Source organism: Nakamurella flava, from assembly GCF_005298075.1.
Taxonomy (GTDB): Bacteria; Actinomycetota; Actinomycetes; order Mycobacteriales; family Nakamurellaceae; genus Nakamurella; species Nakamurella flava.
Genome location: NZ_SZZH01000004.1, coordinates 154867 through 170351, shown reverse-complemented (window position 1 = coordinate 170351; position 15485 = coordinate 154867). Strand labels below are relative to the sequence as shown.

The 15485-nt window shown below is 71.1% G+C and carries 17 protein-coding genes; 13 read left to right on the top strand and 4 right to left on the bottom strand.

Translation table 11 applies throughout. The features are described from left to right. Positions 1-4: 4 nt before the first annotated feature. Together FDO65_RS16605 and FDO65_RS16600 are read right to left on the bottom strand one after the other, a co-directional pair. On the bottom strand, positions 5-535 hold the full coding sequence (locus FDO65_RS16605) for a flavin reductase family protein (RefSeq protein ID WP_137450845.1): 531 nt from the start codon (positions 533-535) through the stop codon (positions 5-7). Beyond that, on the bottom strand, positions 535-963 hold the full coding sequence (locus FDO65_RS16600; protein WP_137450844.1) for an ester cyclase: 429 nt from the start codon (positions 961-963) through the stop codon (positions 535-537). The genes FDO65_RS16605 and FDO65_RS16600 overlap by 1 nt, the downstream gene beginning before the upstream one ends. 268 nt (positions 964-1231) lie before the next feature. Here FDO65_RS16600 and FDO65_RS16595 point away from each other — a divergent pair, with 268 nt between their 5' ends. The 7 genes from FDO65_RS16595 to FDO65_RS16565 are packed head-to-tail and all read left to right on the top strand — an operon-like array spanning position 1232 to position 6725. Next, positions 1232-1906, top strand: a complete 675-nt coding sequence (locus FDO65_RS16595) for an amino acid synthesis family protein (protein WP_137450843.1) — start codon at positions 1232-1234, stop codon at positions 1904-1906. After that, positions 1900-2457 (top strand): amino acid synthesis family protein, encoded by a 558-nt coding sequence (locus tag FDO65_RS16590; protein ID WP_137450842.1) that lies wholly within the window; start codon positions 1900-1902, stop codon positions 2455-2457. The genes FDO65_RS16595 and FDO65_RS16590 overlap by 7 nt, the downstream gene beginning before the upstream one ends. Positions 2458-2472: 15 nt before the next feature. Next, the gene (locus FDO65_RS16585; protein ID WP_137450841.1) at positions 2473-3198 is read left to right on the top strand and encodes an alpha/beta fold hydrolase; all 726 of its coding nucleotides are present in this window, start codon (positions 2473-2475) and stop codon (positions 3196-3198) included. Then, positions 3195-4685 carry an aldehyde dehydrogenase gene (locus tag FDO65_RS16580; protein ID WP_137450840.1) on the top strand — a complete coding sequence of 497 codons (1491 nt, stop codon included), beginning with the start codon at positions 3195-3197 and terminating at the stop codon, positions 4683-4685. Before FDO65_RS16585 ends, FDO65_RS16580 begins: the two co-directional genes overlap by 4 nt. A gap of 2 nt (positions 4686-4687) precedes the next feature. After that, positions 4688-4891, top strand: coding sequence for a 2-hydroxymuconate tautomerase (locus tag FDO65_RS16575; protein ID WP_137450839.1), 204 nt, complete (start codon positions 4688-4690; stop codon positions 4889-4891). Positions 4892-4902: 11 nt separating this feature from the next. Then, positions 4903-5634: a GntR family transcriptional regulator gene (locus tag FDO65_RS16570; RefSeq protein ID WP_205850112.1), complete on the top strand. Its 732-nt coding sequence runs from the start codon at positions 4903-4905 to the stop codon at positions 5632-5634. A gap of 50 nt (positions 5635-5684) precedes the next feature. After that, complete coding sequence (locus FDO65_RS16565) at positions 5685-6725, top strand: LLM class flavin-dependent oxidoreductase (protein ID WP_137450838.1); 1041 nt, start codon at positions 5685-5687, stop codon at positions 6723-6725. 59 nt (positions 6726-6784) lie between these two features. On the opposite strand, the gene FDO65_RS16560 is transcribed toward FDO65_RS16565, so the two are convergent. Together FDO65_RS16560 and FDO65_RS16555 are read right to left on the bottom strand one after the other, a co-directional pair. Then, a complete protein-coding gene (locus FDO65_RS16560) occupies positions 6785-7339 on the bottom strand; it encodes a HutD family protein (RefSeq protein ID WP_137450837.1) in 555 nt (184 codons plus the stop codon). Next, a complete protein-coding gene (locus FDO65_RS16555) occupies positions 7336-8001 on the bottom strand; it encodes a GTP cyclohydrolase II (protein WP_240757674.1) in 666 nt (221 codons plus the stop codon). The genes FDO65_RS16560 and FDO65_RS16555 overlap by 4 nt, the downstream gene beginning before the upstream one ends. Before the next feature lie 438 nt (positions 8002-8439). Here FDO65_RS16555 and glnT point away from each other — a divergent pair, with 438 nt between their 5' ends. From glnT to FDO65_RS16525, 6 genes are all read left to right on the top strand, one after another. Continuing rightward, positions 8440-9810, top strand: coding sequence for a type III glutamate--ammonia ligase (gene glnT / locus FDO65_RS16550; RefSeq protein ID WP_420847549.1), 1371 nt, complete (start codon positions 8440-8442; stop codon positions 9808-9810). Positions 9811-9937: 127 nt separating this feature from the next. After that, the gene (locus FDO65_RS23135) at positions 9938-10843 is read left to right on the top strand and encodes a class II glutamine amidotransferase domain-containing protein (protein WP_137450834.1); all 906 of its coding nucleotides are present in this window, start codon (positions 9938-9940) and stop codon (positions 10841-10843) included. Then, positions 10831-11598 (top strand): protein glxC, encoded by a 768-nt coding sequence (locus tag FDO65_RS16540; RefSeq protein ID WP_137450833.1) that lies wholly within the window; start codon positions 10831-10833, stop codon positions 11596-11598. The genes FDO65_RS23135 and FDO65_RS16540 overlap by 13 nt, the downstream gene beginning before the upstream one ends. A 44-nt stretch (positions 11599-11642) precedes the next feature. Beyond that, a complete protein-coding gene (locus tag FDO65_RS16535; RefSeq protein ID WP_137450832.1) occupies positions 11643-12974 on the top strand; it encodes an FMN-binding glutamate synthase family protein in 1332 nt (443 codons plus the stop codon). Positions 12975-12981: 7 nt separating this feature from the next. Then, positions 12982-14139 carry an FAD-dependent oxidoreductase gene (locus FDO65_RS16530; RefSeq protein WP_137450831.1) on the top strand — a complete coding sequence of 386 codons (1158 nt, stop codon included), beginning with the start codon at positions 12982-12984 and terminating at the stop codon, positions 14137-14139. Next, the gene (locus FDO65_RS16525) at positions 14132-15394 is read left to right on the top strand and encodes an allantoate amidohydrolase (protein WP_205850111.1); all 1263 of its coding nucleotides are present in this window, start codon (positions 14132-14134) and stop codon (positions 15392-15394) included. Before FDO65_RS16530 ends, FDO65_RS16525 begins: the two co-directional genes overlap by 8 nt. Positions 15395-15485: the final 91 nt, after the last annotated feature.

Below are 15485 nucleotides of genomic sequence, written 5' to 3'. Positions count from 1 at the left end.
GGGCTCAGCCCGTCGCCGACGCGAGCTCGGTCAGATCGGCCCCGTCGAAGAACCGGCCGGCCTTGTAGACCATCGGTGCGAGATCGGCGACCTGGGCGTGTCGCACCCGACAGAGGAACAGGGTGTGGGTCTTGGCCTGGAAGCGCTCGCGGATCTCCGCCTCCAGCATGGCCGCCGAGCCGGGGATCAGCGGGGAACCGTGTGGGCCAGGCTGCCATTCGACCTGGGAGAACTTGTCCGGGTGCTTGGAGGCGAAGGTGGCCACCACCGCCTGCTGCTGGTTGCTCAGCACATTGACCCCCAGGTGGGTCGCGGCGAACAGGGCGGGCCAGGTCGACGATGTGCGTTGCACGCACACCATCACCAGCGGCGGGTCGAACGAGATCGAGCAGTAGGCATTGACGGCGAGTCCGCGGGCGCGGCCGTCGTCCATCGTGGTCACGACGGTCACGCCGGTGACGAACTGCCGGTTGAAACCCTTGAGTGCGTCCAGATCGGGCTCGTCGGTCAGTGGGGTGGACAGGGCGTCGGTCATCAGTCGTGCCTCACAGTCGAGATGCCCAGCGCGGTGAGCAGGTGCCGGGGATCCCAGGTCACGCGCTCGTCGGTGAGCTTGCCGTCGGACAGGGTGCAGAGATTGGAGCCATAGGTCACGACCTTGCGCCGGGTGGCCGGGATGCCCAGCAGCTCGGCCTGATGGGTGCCGGTGCTGGTCCAGAAAATGGCCACCCGGTCGCCGTCGAGAACGATCTCGTCGATCGTGGTCACGAGGTCGGGAAAGGCCTCGCGGGTCGCGCGGATCTCCTTCTTCAGTTCGTCCGCCGACAACGACGTCTTGGAGCCTTGCGTGCGGCGGGTGAAACCCGGAGCCAGCAGATCGTCGAGAGCGTCGACGTCCCCGTCGTCCCAGGCGCGGGCCCAGGCCTGCGCAATGGCGGCCTTCTGGGGTGAATCCATGGTCATCTGCGGTCATCTCCGGCGTGACGTTGCATGGTAGGCGGATCAGCCGAGATTAGGAGTGACGTGCAAGGCCGTCAAGAGGTTGACGTCAGGAAATGTGGCGTTCACAACGGGAAACACTATGAACAAGGCCAAGTGACCTGGTGAAGCGGGGCCATCCGGCCGATGACTTACTCATTGCAAAAGGGGGTGGACCGTTGCTGGCCGAGCAGTTACGTTGACTGCCATACAACAGCTGGTTTTCCGTTCCCTCTCACGAAGGACACCTGTCATGACCGCATTCGCCCTCGCCGGGGATGCCCGGGAGTCGGCCGGCGGCTCCGGCCGCGCCGCCCCCCAGGTCCTCGCCGGTGTCCGCAAGACGGTGCTGGGCGTCGAGGACGTCCTCCTGGAGAACGGACGGGGCCCGGCCGTCCCGGCCCGGCGGGCCTTCGCCGCCGCCGTCATCGCCAATCCCTGGCTGGGTACCGACCCGACCGCCGATCTGGGCGACGAGGTGTTCGCCATCGCGCCGGTGCTGGCTCGGGGGCTGACCGACCGCCTGATCGACGCACTCGGCGGGCCCGAGCGGATCGAGGCCTTCGGCAAGGCGGCGATCGTGGGCACGGCCGGCGAGATCGAGCACGCGGGTGCCCTGATCCACACGCCGTACTTCGGCAATCTCATGCGCGATTTCCTGGATGGCGACTCCATCATCTGCTTCGCCGACGCGCGGGCGGAGGCCGGGGAGGCCCTCGTCGTGCCGATGTGGCACAAGCGGCACGTCGCGACCCGCAGTCATTACCAGACGGTCTGCGCCCGCGTGGCGGATGCGCCGCACGCCGGTGAGATCGTCGTCATCGCTGCGGCCTCCACCGGGCCGCGGCCGCACGCCCGCATCGGTGACCGTTCCACCGACCCCGTCGTCAACGCCGCGCAGCACCTGGAGAGTGACCTGTCATGGTAGAAATCCGCAAGATCGTGACCGTCGTCGAGGAGACCCACTCCGAGGGCGGTCGTCGGGTCGATCCCGCAGCGCGCGTCGCCGTGGTGGCCGCGGTCATCCAGAACCCATGGGCTGGCCAGGGTTTCGTGCAGGATCTGACGCCCGGCATCGAGGCCAACGGCTCGGACCTGGGCGCGCTGCTCGCTCCCCGGGTGTTGGAGGCGCTGGGCGCTCCGGCGGAGGCGTTCGGCAAGGCGGCGATCGTCGGGGTGAACGGCGAGATCGAGCACGGCTCCGGGCTCATCCACTTCCTCGGTTTCGGCAACCACTTCCGCCGGGCCGCGAACGCCACCACCCTGCTGCCTGCGGTCGAGAAGCGCGGTCCGGCCGGCATCGTCTTCGACATCCCGCTCAAGCACGTCACCGACGCCACCATCCGCTCCCACCACCAAAGCCTCGAGGTGCGCATCGCCGACGCGCCGCACCCCGACGAGCTGATCATCGCGCTGGCGGCTGCCGCGCAGGGACGCCCGCAGCAGCGGCTGGCGGCGTTCTCACCCGACCAGCTCTAGCCCCGGACGGACGCGATGACTGCACCGTCGATCGTGCTGCTGCACGGGGTCGGGCTGGACCACACCATGTGGCGACCGGTCGTGACCCGCCTGTCGGGCGAGTTCGCCGTGCTGACACCCGATCTGCCCGGTCACGGCGGCCGAGCCCCGGTCCCAGCGGACCTGAGCCTGCGGGAGCTGGCCGACCGGGTCGCCGACGAGATCCCACCCGGCTCCCACGTCGTCGGGTTCTCGTTGGGGGCACTGGCCGCCCAGCACCTGGCCCGCTTCCGGCCGGAACTCGTCAGGACCCTCACCTGCGTCAGCTCGGTGTGCCGCCGGACCCCGGAGGAGCGGGCCGCCGTCCTGGACCGGTTGGCCCTGGCCGAGCGGGACTTCGCCGGCAGCGCCGCGGCCTCGATCGAGCGGTGGTATGCCGGGACCGACGTCGACCAGGCCACCGTGGACCGCACCCGGCAGGTGCTGCTGGCCAACGATGTCGGATCTTTCTTGGCCTGCTACCGGGTGTTCGCCGCCGGCGACGCCGACATCGGATTGGAACTCGGCCGGATCACCGCACCGGCGCTGGCCATCACCGGCGAACTCGACGGCGGGTCCACTCCCTCGATGTCCGAGCGGTTGGCACAGGTCCTGCCGGACTGCCGGGTGCAGATCGTCCCGGGCGCCCGGCACATGCTGCCAGTACAGGAACCGGACGCCTTCGTCACCGCCATCACCACCTTCATCCGGGAGAGCTCATGACGCACCCGACTCGCTACGAGCACCACATCGGCGGTACTGCGGTGCCGCCGTCGGGCGGCGAGTACTTCACCAGCACCAACCCGGCCACCGGGAAGGCGCTGTACGAGGCGGCCCGCGGGAACGCCGCCGACGTCGACCGAGCGGTCGCCGCGGCCCGGGCCGCATTCGACGACCCCCGATGGCGCGATCTGAGCCAGACCCGTCGGGGCCACCTGCTGCGCCGGTTGGGCGATCTCATCGGCGAGCACGCCGACGAGCTGGCCGAGATGGAGTCACTGGACAACGGCAAGCTGCTGCGCGAGATGCGTGGCCAGATGGCCGCTCTGCCGGAGTACTACCACTACTACGCCGGACTGGCCGACAAGATCCAGGGCGACGTGATCCCCACCTCGGATCGCCGGGTCCTGAACTACACCCAGCGCGAACCGCTGGGGGTGGTCGGGGCGATCACCCCGTGGAACTCGCCGTTGACCCTGACCACCAGCAAGCTGGCCCCCGCGCTCTGCGCGGGCAACACGGTCGTCGTCAAGCCGTCGGAGTACACCAGTGCCACGGTGCTGCGCCTGGCCCAGCTGGTCGACGAGGCCGGGTTCCCGCCCGGGGCGATCAATGTCGTGACCGGGTACGGCGTGGAGGCCGGGCAGCCGCTGGTGGACCATCGGGGGCTGGCCAAGATCTCGTTCACCGGAAGTACGGCCACGGGCGCCCGGATCGCGGCCAGCGCGGCGTCCCGGTTCATCGGCACCACCCTGGAGCTGGGCGGCAAGTCGCCCAACATCATCTTCGACGACGCGAACGTGGCCAACGCCGCCATGGGCGTGGTGGCCGGGATCTTCGCCGCGGCCGGGCAGACCTGCATCGCCGGCAGCCGGGTCTTCGCCCAGCGGGGCGTCTACGACGAACTGCTCGAGCGGGTGACCGACCGGGCCCGCACGATTCGCGTCGGCGACCCGCTGCTCAGCGACACCGAGCTCGGCCCCCTCGCGTTCGCCGACCAGCGCGACAAGGTCGCCGGATACGTCGATCTGGGCCGCAGCGAGGGGGCGACCGTGCTGACCGGCGGCCGGCCCACCGACGGCGGGGGCCTGGGCGGCTACTTCTACGAACCGACCGTGCTCACCGGCGTCGACAACTCGATGCGCGTGGTCCGCGAGGAGATCTTCGGCCCGGTGGCGGCGATCATGCCGTTCGACACCGAGGACGAGGTCGCCGTGCTGGCCAATGACACCGACTACGGTCTGGCCGCCGGCATCTGGACCAGCAATCTGTCCCGCGCCCACCGACTGGCCGATCGCCTGGAGGCCGGCACCATCTGGGTCAACACCTACCGGGCGATGTCACCGATGTCGCCGCGTCAGGGGTTCAAAAACAGCGGCGTCGGCATCGAGCACGGCGTGGAGAGCATGAAGGAGTACACCCGGCTCAAGAGCGTCTGGATCAACACCAGCGAGGAACCGGTCGCCGATCCCTTCGTGATGCGGAGCTGAAGATGCCGCACGTCGCGATCACCCTGTCCGCCGGACGCAGCCCCGAGCAGGTGCGTGCTCTGCTGCACGAGGTCCACGACGCCGTCGTCCGCGCCGCGGGGGCCCGGCCCGAGCACGTCCGTGTGGTCGTCCACGAGGTGCCCCGCACGCACTGGGCCACCGGCGACGTCACCCTGGCCGAGATGGACGCCGGAGGTCTCCCGTAAAAATGTCGGTCATGAGCGATCAGCAGGACAGGGCCGTCTCGTCCGATGTGGCCGGCTCCGGGGTTTCCCGGCCGCGCGGCATCCGCCCCGGCGTGGAGCCGGACACCAGCCTGCTGACCCGGTTGCGGGACATGGTGCTCGGCGACGGGCTCACCCCGGGGACGGCCCTGTCCGAGGTCCGGCTGGCGGAGATGTTCAACGTCAGCCGTACGCCCGTCCGTGAGGCCCTCAAACAGCTGCAGGTGGAAGGGCTGGTCGAGATCAGGCCCAAGGTCGGCACTTTCGTCCGCGAGATCAGCCGCCGTGAGGTCGGCGAGATGTTCGAGATGAAAGAGGTGCTGGAGGGCATGGCCGCCCGCCTGCTGGCCCGTCGCGGGCAGGTTCCCGAGCTGGACATCCTGCGGGAGAACATCGCCGATTCGGAGATCGCCGCCGCCCGCCACGACGGCGAGCGCTACGCCGCGCTCGTCCACGAGTTCCACCGGGCCATCGTCGAAGGCAGCGACAACCACAAACTCATCGAGCACTACACCAGCCTGATGAACCAGATGGCGTACCACCGCATGGTGCTGCGCACCGTTCAGAACCCGAAACGGCTCGACCGATCCAACGACGAACACCACCGCATCCTCGAACTGATCCTCGAGAAGGACGGCGTGGGTGCCGAGATCGCCATGCGCGACCACGTCGTGGCCTCCGCCCGCGAGGCGATGGCCCGGTCCGCCGTGGACCACCGCACCTGACCGTCCGCGTCGACGACGCACGGTCCGAGAACGAGAAAAGGACCCCAGCAATGCGCTTCTCCCTGTTCATCCACATGGAGCGGTGGGACGAGACCGTCAGCCACCGTGAGCTTTTCGAGGACCTGACCGAACTGACCCTGATGGCCGAGGCCGGCGGCTTCGGCACGGTGTGGATCGGTGAGCACCATTCGATGGAATACACCGTCTCGCCCAATCCGATGCCGCAGCTGGCCTATCTCGCCGCTCGCACGTCGACGATCCGGCTCGGCGCCGGCACCATCATCGCCCCGTTCTGGAACCCGACCCGGGTGGCCGGCGAGGCGGCCCTGCTCGACGTCATCAGCAACGGTCGGGCCGAGATCGGCCTGGCCCGTGGGGCATACCAGTTCGAGTTCGACCGGATGGCCGGCGGCATCCCGGCCAGCAGCGGTGGCAACCACTTGCGCGAGCTGGTGCCGGCGGTCCGGGAGCTGTGGGCCGGCGACTACGCCCACGACGGGGACATCTGGCAGTTCCCCACCTCCACTAGCGTGCCCAAGCCGATCCAGCGGCCACTGCCGATCTGGATCGCCGCGCGGGACCCGGAGTCGCACAAATTCGCGGTCCGCAACGGGTGCAACGTGATGGTGACACCGCTGATGAAGGGCGACGAGGAGGTCGTCGATCTCCGCGACAAGTTCCAGGCCGCCCTGGACGAGAACCCGGACGTGCCCCGGCCGGATCTGATGGTCTTGCGGCACACCTACGTGCACCCGGCGGACGAGCCCGACGGCTGGGTCGCCGGTGCCACCGCGGTCAACCGCTTCTACCGCACCTTCGATGCCTGGTTCGGCAACAAGACCACCCCGGTCGACGGGTTCCTCGAGCCAAGCCCGGAATCCAAGTTCGCCGAACGGCCCGAGTTCGGAATCGACTCGCTGCACCGCACGGCGATGATCGGCACCCCGGACGAGGTCATCGAGCGCATTCGCTACTACGAGCAGCTGGGAGTGGACGAGTACAGCTTCTGGTGCGATAACGGGATGTCGCACGAGGAGAAGAAGCGCTCGCTCGCCCTGTTCATCGAGCAGGTCGTCCCGGCGTTCGGCTGATCGTCCGCGATCCGGCCCCGGGTCGTGCGCGGAACGCCGCGCCCCGGGGTCGGGTCGCGTCAGACCATCGTCGGGCCGGGCGCCGCTCCGGGGAGCACCAGGGCCAGCGGTAGCGCCGGGCCGGACGCGAGACCGGCGTGGGGGCGGACGATGTCGAACCGACCGAACCCGCCGCCCGGAGTCAGGGTGAGCGCGGCGATCGCCGCGGCGCAGCGCGGGTCGTGGGAGTCGGCCATCACCAGTTCCGGTCCGCCCCCGGATGCACGGACCATCAGATTCACCGCGAAGGCCGGGGCCGACGTCAGATCCAGGAGTTCCACGACGTCCTTGCCGGAGAACCGGCAGACCTGGCCGGCCGGCACGGGGATGTCCGCCCCGGCGATGCGCAGCCGGACGTCCGCACCGATCGGCAGGAAGTGGCGGTCGACGCCCGGGAGCGGTGAGAAGGGCGCAGGGCCGTCGAGCCGGGCGATGCTCAGGCGCCACGCAGGACCATCGGATCCGAACAGCCCGGGGCCGTCGGACCACCCGAGTAGCTCGGTGGTGCTGCCCAGGCCGTTGGCCCAGGGCTGGGGTCGCCGGTCGCGGAACCGGACGAGCGGCCGAGCCGTCATCGGCGGCTGGTGGCCTCGTCCGGCCCCGGGGCCGTGGACGGACCGAACTGGTGGTGCATGCGGTCGCGCTTGGTCCGCAGGTAGCCGATGTTGGCCGGGGTGACCGCGGCGGGCAGGGCCAGCCGGCGGACGACCCGCACGCCGCCCCCGGTCAGCGCCCGGGTCTTGGCCGGGTTGTTGGTGATCAGCGCGACCGCGCTCACGCCGAGGTCGGTCAGGACCGCGACCGCGCCGCCGTACTCGCGGGCGTCCTCGGGCAGGCCGAGCGCGAGGTTGGCGTCCACCGTGTCGGCGCCGGCGTCCTGCAGGCGGTAGGCCCGCAGCTTGTCGAGCAGTCCGATACCGCGGCCCTCGTGGCCGCGCAGGTAGACGACGACGCCGCGGCCGGCCTCCGCCACGACGGCCAAGGCGGCCTGCAGTTGCGGGCCGCAGTCGCAGCGCAGGGAGCCGAACCCGTCCCCGGTCAGGCACTCCGAATGTAGGCGGACGGGGACCGGCTCCCCGTCGGAGCGACCTGCGCCGGCGGCCGTCGCGGGCCCATCGGTCTCCCCGGGGACGTCCAGACCCATCACCAGCGCGACGATCTCGTCGCCGGTGACGCGATCGCGGTACCCGATGGCGGTGAACAGGCCCTGGGCCAGGGGCATCCGGGTGCTGGTCACCCGCTCCACCCGTGCCGCGGTCCCGTCGGGCCGGCGAAGCGCCGGCCCCGGGGGAAAGATGCCGGCGCGGACGAACGGAGCCTCCCGTCGCGGCCGCACGGGGGAGTCGGGCAGTGGGGCACACGACATGCGAGCTCCTGAGGCGGTGGCGATCTCGTGGACGCCGGCGTGACGCATGATGCATACATCAACAGTGGGCGTTCGGGTCCACCAACCGTAAATTCCGCGCTCGTACTGCGCAAGAGCTCACGGTGCAGCGACAGAATCTCTCGACACCGAATGGTCACTGGCATGCATCGCAACATGATGCTGACGCCGCGGATACATGGTTGTTACGGAGGCCCTGTCTACTGCTAGTAGACAAATCAGCCTCACATGAGACATCGAGGAGTTCCGCCCGTGACCGCCACCGCGCTCTCGCCCGATACCCGCCTCCCCATCGCTGCGCGGTCCGGGGGCTCGGTCGCGACCTCCCCGACGACCGCCGCCCCGATCGCGAGCCTGGCCGAGCTCGCCGCCGCGGACGGCGTCCAGCACCTGCTCGCCACCTTCACCACGTTGAGCGGCAAGCCCTGCGCGAAGCTGGTTCCGGTCGCCGTGGCCGACCAGCTCCAGGAGGAGGGGTGCGGGTTCGCCGGGTACGCGGCCGGCGCGATGGGGCAGGTGCCGGCCGACCCGGACATCGTCGCCGTCCCGGACGTCTCGTCCTACACGCCGTTGCCGTTCGTCCGGCCCGGCCTGGCCATGGTGCAGTGCGACCCGCACGTGAACGGTGATCCCTACCCGTTCGCCCCGCGGGTGATCCTGCGTCAGCAGATCGCCGCGGCCGCCGAACTGGGCATGACGTTGTCGGTCGGGGCCGAGGTCGAGTACTTCCTGGTCACCCGCGGCGCCGACGGCCGCCTGCGGACGGCCGACGCGGCCGACGACGCCGACCGCCCCTGCTACGACGCCCGTGGGCTGACCCGAATGTACGACCACCTGACCGCGGTCTCCGATGCCATGGGCACCCTGGGCTGGGGGCCGTATGCCAGCGACCACGAGGACGGCAACGGCCAGTTCGAGCAGAACTTCCACTACGCCGACGCGCTCACCACCGCCGACCGGGTCACCACGCTGCGCTACGTGATCCAAATGCTGGCCGAGCAGCGCGGGATGATCGCCACTTACATGCCCAAGCCGTTCACCGACCGCACCGGAAGCGGGATGCACCTGCACCTCTCGCTCTGGGACGAGGCGGGCCCGCGCTTCCCGTCCGCCGGTGTCGACCCCCATGGGCTCGGTCTGTCGGAGACCGGTTACGCCTTCGTGGCCGGGCTGCTGGAGCACGCCCCCGGTCTGCAGGCCATCCTCGCCCCGACCGTGAACTCCTACAAGCGCACGGGGGCCAGCTCCACTGCGTCCGGGGCCACCTGGGCGCCGCGGGCCGCCACCTACGGCGGCAACGACCGCACGCACCTGGTGCGGGTGCCGGACGCCCAGCGGGTCGAACTGCGTTCCGGTGACGGAGCGGGCAGTGCCCACCTGGCGGTGGCGGCCGCGTTGGGCGCCGGCCTGGCCGGCATCCGGTCCGACCGGGATCCCGGGGCGCCCGGCGCGCGCCCGGCCGACGCCCCGCTGCTGCCGCGCACGCTGCTGGATGCTGTGGCCGCGCTGGAGTCCGACGCCGTCGTCCGGGGGGTCCTGGACTCGGTGTCGCCCGCGGCCGGAGTGGCCGACTACTACGCGCAGCTCAAGCGCGAGGAGTTCTACGAGTGGCATGCGCGCGTTACCGACTGGGAGGTCGAGCGCTACCTGACCGCCGTCTGAGTCGGCGTGTGAGAGGGCCCACCCGGCTGATCCTGCGTTTCACAACAAGAGACATGATCTACTACTGGTCAACACTTCAGTGGGTCGCCCGCACGGCGGTGCGGCCCGGGAAATCGGAGGCAAGCCCATGTGCGGTATCGCCGGGCTCCATCTGCGGGACGACGAACTCCGTCCCCGACTCGGACAACTGTTGGGCGGCATGCTGTGTCAGGCCGCCGAGCGGGGAACCGATGCCGCGGGCATCGGCATCTACGGCGATCCATCGCTGAACCCGGCGGGTCGGTCCACCGTCTGCGTCGTCGACGGGCCGGCCACGACGGATGCCGCCGTGGCCGCCGCTGCCGCCGTCACCGCGCTCCTGGGCCGGCCGGTCGACCAACGCGTCGCCGGTCAGACCGCCCTGTTCACCGCCGCCGCCGGATCCGCCGATCTGGAGGCCGCCGTGCGGGCCGCGCTGCCGGAGGCCGTCCTGACCAGTCGCGGCACCGCACTGTCGGTGCTCAAGGGCACCGGCCATCCGGATGCGCTGGCCAGCACGTTCTCGCTGGCGGAGGCCACCGGCTACCAGGGCGTCGCCCACACCCGGATGGCCACCGAGTCCGCCGTCACCTCCACCGGCAGCCACCCCTACTCGGTCGGCCCCGACCAGTGCATGGTGCACAACGGCTCCTTCGCCAACCACGCGACCATCCGCCGCGAGTTGATGGCCGACGGGATCACCTTCGACTCGGAGAACGACACCGAGGTCGGAGCCCGGTTCGTCGCCGCCCAGCTGGCCGCCGGGGCGGACGTCGAGAAGGCGCTGCGCCTGCTGTGCGAACGCTTCGACGGCTTCTACACGCTGCTGGTCGCGACCGAGAACTCCTTTGCCGTCGTCCGCGACGCGATCGCCTGCAAGCCGGCCGTCATCGCCGAGACCGACCGCTGGGTCGCGATGGCCAGCGAGTACCGCTACCTCACCGGGCTGCCCGGCATCGAGTCCGCCCGCATCTTCGAACCTGAACCGGAAGTGGTGTACGCATGGGAACGCTGACGTCCGAGACCCCCTCCGTGGCTGCCGATGTCGCTGCGGCCACGGTGCCAGCGCAGGCCGTGCCCGCCGCCGAGGTGAGCACCGTCGACCTCGCCCGGTCGAGCACCCGGGAGCTCAACTCGACCCTGCACGCCGAACCCGAGGGATCCACCCGGGCCTTCCGGGTCACCCACCCGGTCGGCACGCACTCGCTCGCCGTGGGTTTGCGCGGTCCCCTGCACGTCACGATCGAGGGGCATGTCGGCTACTACTGCGCCGGGATGAACCAGCAGGCCACGGTGGTGGTCGAGGGCAACGCCGGGGTCGGCGTGGCCGAGAACATGATGTCCGGCCGGGTGCACGTCACCGGTGACGCCTCGCAGTCGGCCGGCGCCACGGCGCACGGCGGCCTGCTGGTGATCGACGGGAATGCCGCGGCCCGCTGCGGGATCTCGATGAAGGGAGTCGACATCGTCGTCGGCGGCAACGCCGGGCACATGAGCGCGTTCATGGCCCAGGCCGGCCGCCTGGTGATCTGTGGCGACGCCGGGGAGGCGCTGGGCGACTCCATCTACGAGGCCCGCATCTACGTCAAGGGCACGGTCGCCTCCCTGGGCGCGGACTGCATCGCCAAGCCGATGCGCGAGCAGCACCTCGCCGAGCTGGCCGAACTGCTGTCCGCCGCCGGCCGGGACGACGACCCCGCCGAGTTCACCCGATACGGCTCCGCCCGCACGCTGTACCACTTCCACGTCGACAACGCCTCGAGCTACTGAGTTCTCGAGACACCTCAGCCACGAGCCCCGGAGACCGACATCCCATGACCGACAACTCCTTCGACCCGGCCGCCGCCGGGCTCCGTGAGTCGGCGACCTTCGACCGTCGCACCATCGCCGCGATCCAGCACGCCGCCCGTACCGGCATCTACGACATCCGCGGTGGGGGCGCCAAGCGCCCGCTGCCGCACTTCGACGACCTGCTGTTCCTGGGGGCCAGCATGTCCCGGTACCCGCTGGAGGGTTACCGCGAGCGGTGCGACACCGACGTGGTGCTGGGCGATCTCCACGCCAAGTACCCGCTGCGGCTGGCCACCCCGGTGACCATCGCGGGGATGAGCTTCGGCGCGCTGTCCGGTCGGGCCAAGGAGGCCATCGGTCGCGGCGCCAGCGCCGTCGGCACCTCCACCACCACCGGTGACGGCGGGATGACCGACGAGGAACGCGGCCACTCCAAGCACCTGGTCTACCAGTACCTGCCGTCCCGCTACGGGATGAACCCCGACCACCTGCGGGCCGCCGACGCCATCGAGATCGTCCTCGGCCAGGGGGCCAAGCCCGGCGGCGGGGGGATGCTGCTCGGCCAGAAGATCACCGAACGGGTCGCCGGCATGCGGACGCTGCCCGCCGGTGTCGACCAGCGTTCGGCCTGCCGGCACCCGGACTGGACCGGCCCCGACGACCTGGCCATCAAGATCGGTGAGCTGCGCGAGATCACCGACTGGGAAAAGCCGATCTACGTCAAGATCGGCGCGAGCCGCCCCTATTACGACGTGAAGCTGGCTGTGAAGGCCGGGGCGGACGTCGTCGTCGTCGACGGCATGCAGGGCGGCACGGCCGCCACCCAGGACGTCTTCATCGAGCACGTCGGCATCCCCACCCTGGCTGCCATCGGCGACGCGGTGCGGGCCCTGCAGGAGATGGGCATGCACCGCAAGGTCCAGCTCATCGTCTCCGGCGGCGTGCGCAACGGGGCCGACGTGGCCAAGTGCCTGGCCCTGGGAGCGGACGCGGTCGCCATCGGCACCGCCGCGCTCATCGCCCTGGGCGACAACGATCCGGCGCTGGACGCCAAGTACCGCGAGCTGGGCTCGGCCGCCGGGTACTACGACGACTGGCAGGCCGGGAAGGACCCGGCCGGCATCACCACGCAGGATCCCGAGCTGCAGCTCAATCTCGACCCCGAGGTCGCCGGCCGCCGGCTCGCGAACTACCTGCGGGTCATGACCATGGAGGCGCAGATCATCGCGCGGGCCTGCGGCAAGGCCCACCTGCACCACCTGGAGCCCGAGGACCTGGTCGCGCTGACCATCGAGGCGGCGGCGATGACCCGCCGTCCGCTCGCGGGCACCAGCTGGATCCCCGGACAGGTGTGAGGCCCTGATGAGTGCAGGGAACGGTCCCGCGGGCGACCGGCGGCGGTTCCTCGTCGTCGGAGCGGGTCTGGCCGGGGCGTCCGCGGCCTGGCACCTGGCCCGCCGCGGGCACGCGGTCACCGTCGTCGAGCGGGACGTCCCCGCGTCCGCCGCGGGCAGCTCGCACGGGTCCGCCCGGATCCTGCGGTTCGCCTACCCGGACCTGGACTACGTCCAGTGGGTGCAGGAGGCGACCGCCGGGTGGCGGGAGCTGGCCGAGGTGTCCGGTACTCAGGTGCTGACCCCGACCGTCGCCCTGGATTACGGCGTCACCCGGAATCCCGCCGCCCTGGCCGCGGTGCTGGCCCGAGCCGGGGTGGCGCACGAGCTGCTTACCCCGGACCAGGCCCGCGGCCGCTGGGCCGGACTGCGTCCCGACACCGACGTCCTGGCCCATCCCGGATGGGTGATCGACGCCGAGAGCACCGTGCACGCGATGCTCGGACAGGCCCAGTCGCACGGTGCCCACGTCGAGAGCGGTTTCTCGGTCGCGGGTCTCACCCGCACGCCAACGGGGCTGTCGGCCCGGGCGGCCGACGGGCGCACCGTCGACGCCGACCACGTCGTCATCGCCGCGGGAGGCTGGCTGCCCGACCTGCTGGACGGACTCGACCTGCCGGCCGGGTTCCGGGCCGCGATCCCGGGGTTCACCGTGCGGGAGGAGAACGCCTTCCACTTCCCCTACCGCGACCAGGGTGCAGCGCGCTGGCCCACGCTGATCCACAAGCGGCCGGAGATGGCGGTCTATTCGCTGCCCGGCGACCGCGACGCCGGCTTCCGGGGCCAGAAGGTCGCCGAGTACGAAGGTGGGTCGGTCATCGGATCGGCCACGCACGGCAGCGGCACCGTCGATCAGGCCAATCGGGCCCGGGTCGTCGAGTACGTGCGCGAGTTCCTCCCCGGCCTGGACCCCGAGCCCTACGCCGAGACCACCTGTCTGTTCACCACGACCCCGTCGGAGGACTTCGTCATCGACACCGCGAACGACGTGACCGTGCTGTCGGCCTGCTCCGGGCACGGAGCGAAGTTCGCGCCGTTGCTCGGCCGCTGGGCGGCCGACACGGCACTCGCCGGGACCGCTGTGGTGCCGCGCTTCGGCGTCCAGCGGGAGACCGCCGGTGTCTGACCCCGTTGCGCCCGTCCCCGGTCCGACGACGGCCGACCTGCTGGCCGAGATCGCCGACGTCGGGCGGGATCCGGTCCGCGGCGGCTACTCCCGTCCGGTCTTCTCGTCCGGGGAGCGGACGCTGGTCGACTGGTTCACCGATGCCGCCACGCGCCGTGGCCTCGACCTCACGGTCGACCGGAACGGCATCGTGTGGGCCTGGTGGAACCCGGCCGGAGCGCCGCTGCAGGACGCGGTGGTCACCGGTAGCCACCTGGACTCGGTGCCGGGCGGGGGAGCGTTCGACGGTCCCCTCGGGGTGGCGTCCGCGTTGCGCGCGGTCGACGTCCTGCAGGCCCGCGGTGTGCAGCCCGCCCGACCGCTCGCCGTCGCCGTCTTCCCCGAGGAGGAGGGATCCCGCTACGGGGTCGCCTGCCTGGGGTCCCGGCTGCTCAGCGGCGTCCTGGAACCCGAGCGGGCCCTGGCGCTCACCGACGCCGACGGTGTCACCTACGCCCAGTCGTTGACGGCGGCCGGGCTCGATCCGGCCGCGATCGGCCGTGACGACGAGACCCTCGGACGGATCGGTACTTTCGTCGAACTGCACGTCGAACAGGGGCGGGGCCTGATCGACCTGGACGCCCCGGTCGCGGTCGGCGCCGCCATCCTCGGGCACGGCCGATGGCGGATCAGCATCACCGGGCAGGGCAACCACGCCGGCACCACGCTGATGGCTGACCGCCGGGACCCGCTGCTGGTCGCCGCGGAGGTGGTCGTCGCCGTCCGGCGGATCGCCGGCCGGCACCCGGGGGCTCGTGCCACGGTGGGCCGCATCCAGCCGGTGCCCGGCGGGACCAACGTCATCGCCTCCCGGGTCGACCTCTGGTTGGACGCCCGGCATGTCGACGACCTGGTCACCGCCGCGGTGGTCGCCGAGATCACCGCCGCCGCGCAGGGGGCCGCCGCGATCGAGGGCTGTGCGGTCGAGGTCCGGCAGGAATCGCTCAGTCCCACCGTCGATCTCGACCCGCAGCTCGGCGCACGCATGGCCCGGACCCTGGGCGGGGCGCCGGTGCTCGACACCGGGGCCGGTCACGACGCCGGGGTCCTCGCCGCTCGGGTCCCGTCGGCGATGCTGTTCGTCCGCAACCCCACCGGCATCTCCCACTCACCGGAGGAGACCGTCGAGGACGTCGACGCCGACCGGGGAGCGCTCGCGCTGGCCGATGTGCTGGCCGATCTGCTCGCCGACGGAGCTCCCGCTGAACGACCCTGAGAAGGCCGCAGGACGGCCACCGGACCAGGCGCCCGCTCGGGATTCCTCCAGGCCCCGAGCGGGCGCCTACCTGTCTGCGCGCCCGGTGGTC

Coding starts and splice junctions, on each gene's coding strand:
- FDO65_RS16535 (WP_137450832.1), top strand. CDS start 11,643: ATGACCGACAACTCCTTCGACCCGGCCGCCGCCGGGCTCCGTGAGTCG.
- FDO65_RS16575 (WP_137450839.1), top strand. CDS start 4,688: ATGCCGCACGTCGCGATCACCCTGTCCGCCGGACGCAGCCCCGAGCAG.
- FDO65_RS16600 (WP_137450844.1), bottom strand. CDS start 963: ATGACCATGGATTCACCCCAGAAGGCCGCCATTGCGCAGGCCTGGGCC.
- FDO65_RS16585 (WP_137450841.1), top strand. CDS start 2,473: ATGACTGCACCGTCGATCGTGCTGCTGCACGGGGTCGGGCTGGACCAC.
- FDO65_RS16530 (WP_137450831.1), top strand. CDS start 12,982: ATGAGTGCAGGGAACGGTCCCGCGGGCGACCGGCGGCGGTTCCTCGTC.
- FDO65_RS16580 (WP_137450840.1), top strand. CDS start 3,195: ATGACGCACCCGACTCGCTACGAGCACCACATCGGCGGTACTGCGGTG.
- FDO65_RS23135 (WP_137450834.1), top strand. CDS start 9,938: ATGTGCGGTATCGCCGGGCTCCATCTGCGGGACGACGAACTCCGTCCC.
- FDO65_RS16540 (WP_137450833.1), top strand. CDS start 10,831: ATGGGAACGCTGACGTCCGAGACCCCCTCCGTGGCTGCCGATGTCGCT.
- FDO65_RS16595 (WP_137450843.1), top strand. CDS start 1,232: ATGACCGCATTCGCCCTCGCCGGGGATGCCCGGGAGTCGGCCGGCGGC.
- FDO65_RS16560 (WP_137450837.1), bottom strand. CDS start 7,339: ATGACGGCTCGGCCGCTCGTCCGGTTCCGCGACCGGCGACCCCAGCCC.
- FDO65_RS16570 (WP_205850112.1), top strand. CDS start 4,903: ATGAGCGATCAGCAGGACAGGGCCGTCTCGTCCGATGTGGCCGGCTCC.
- FDO65_RS16565 (WP_137450838.1), top strand. CDS start 5,685: ATGCGCTTCTCCCTGTTCATCCACATGGAGCGGTGGGACGAGACCGTC.
- FDO65_RS16590 (WP_137450842.1), top strand. CDS start 1,900: ATGGTAGAAATCCGCAAGATCGTGACCGTCGTCGAGGAGACCCACTCC.
- FDO65_RS16605 (WP_137450845.1), bottom strand. CDS start 535: ATGACCGACGCCCTGTCCACCCCACTGACCGACGAGCCCGATCTGGAC.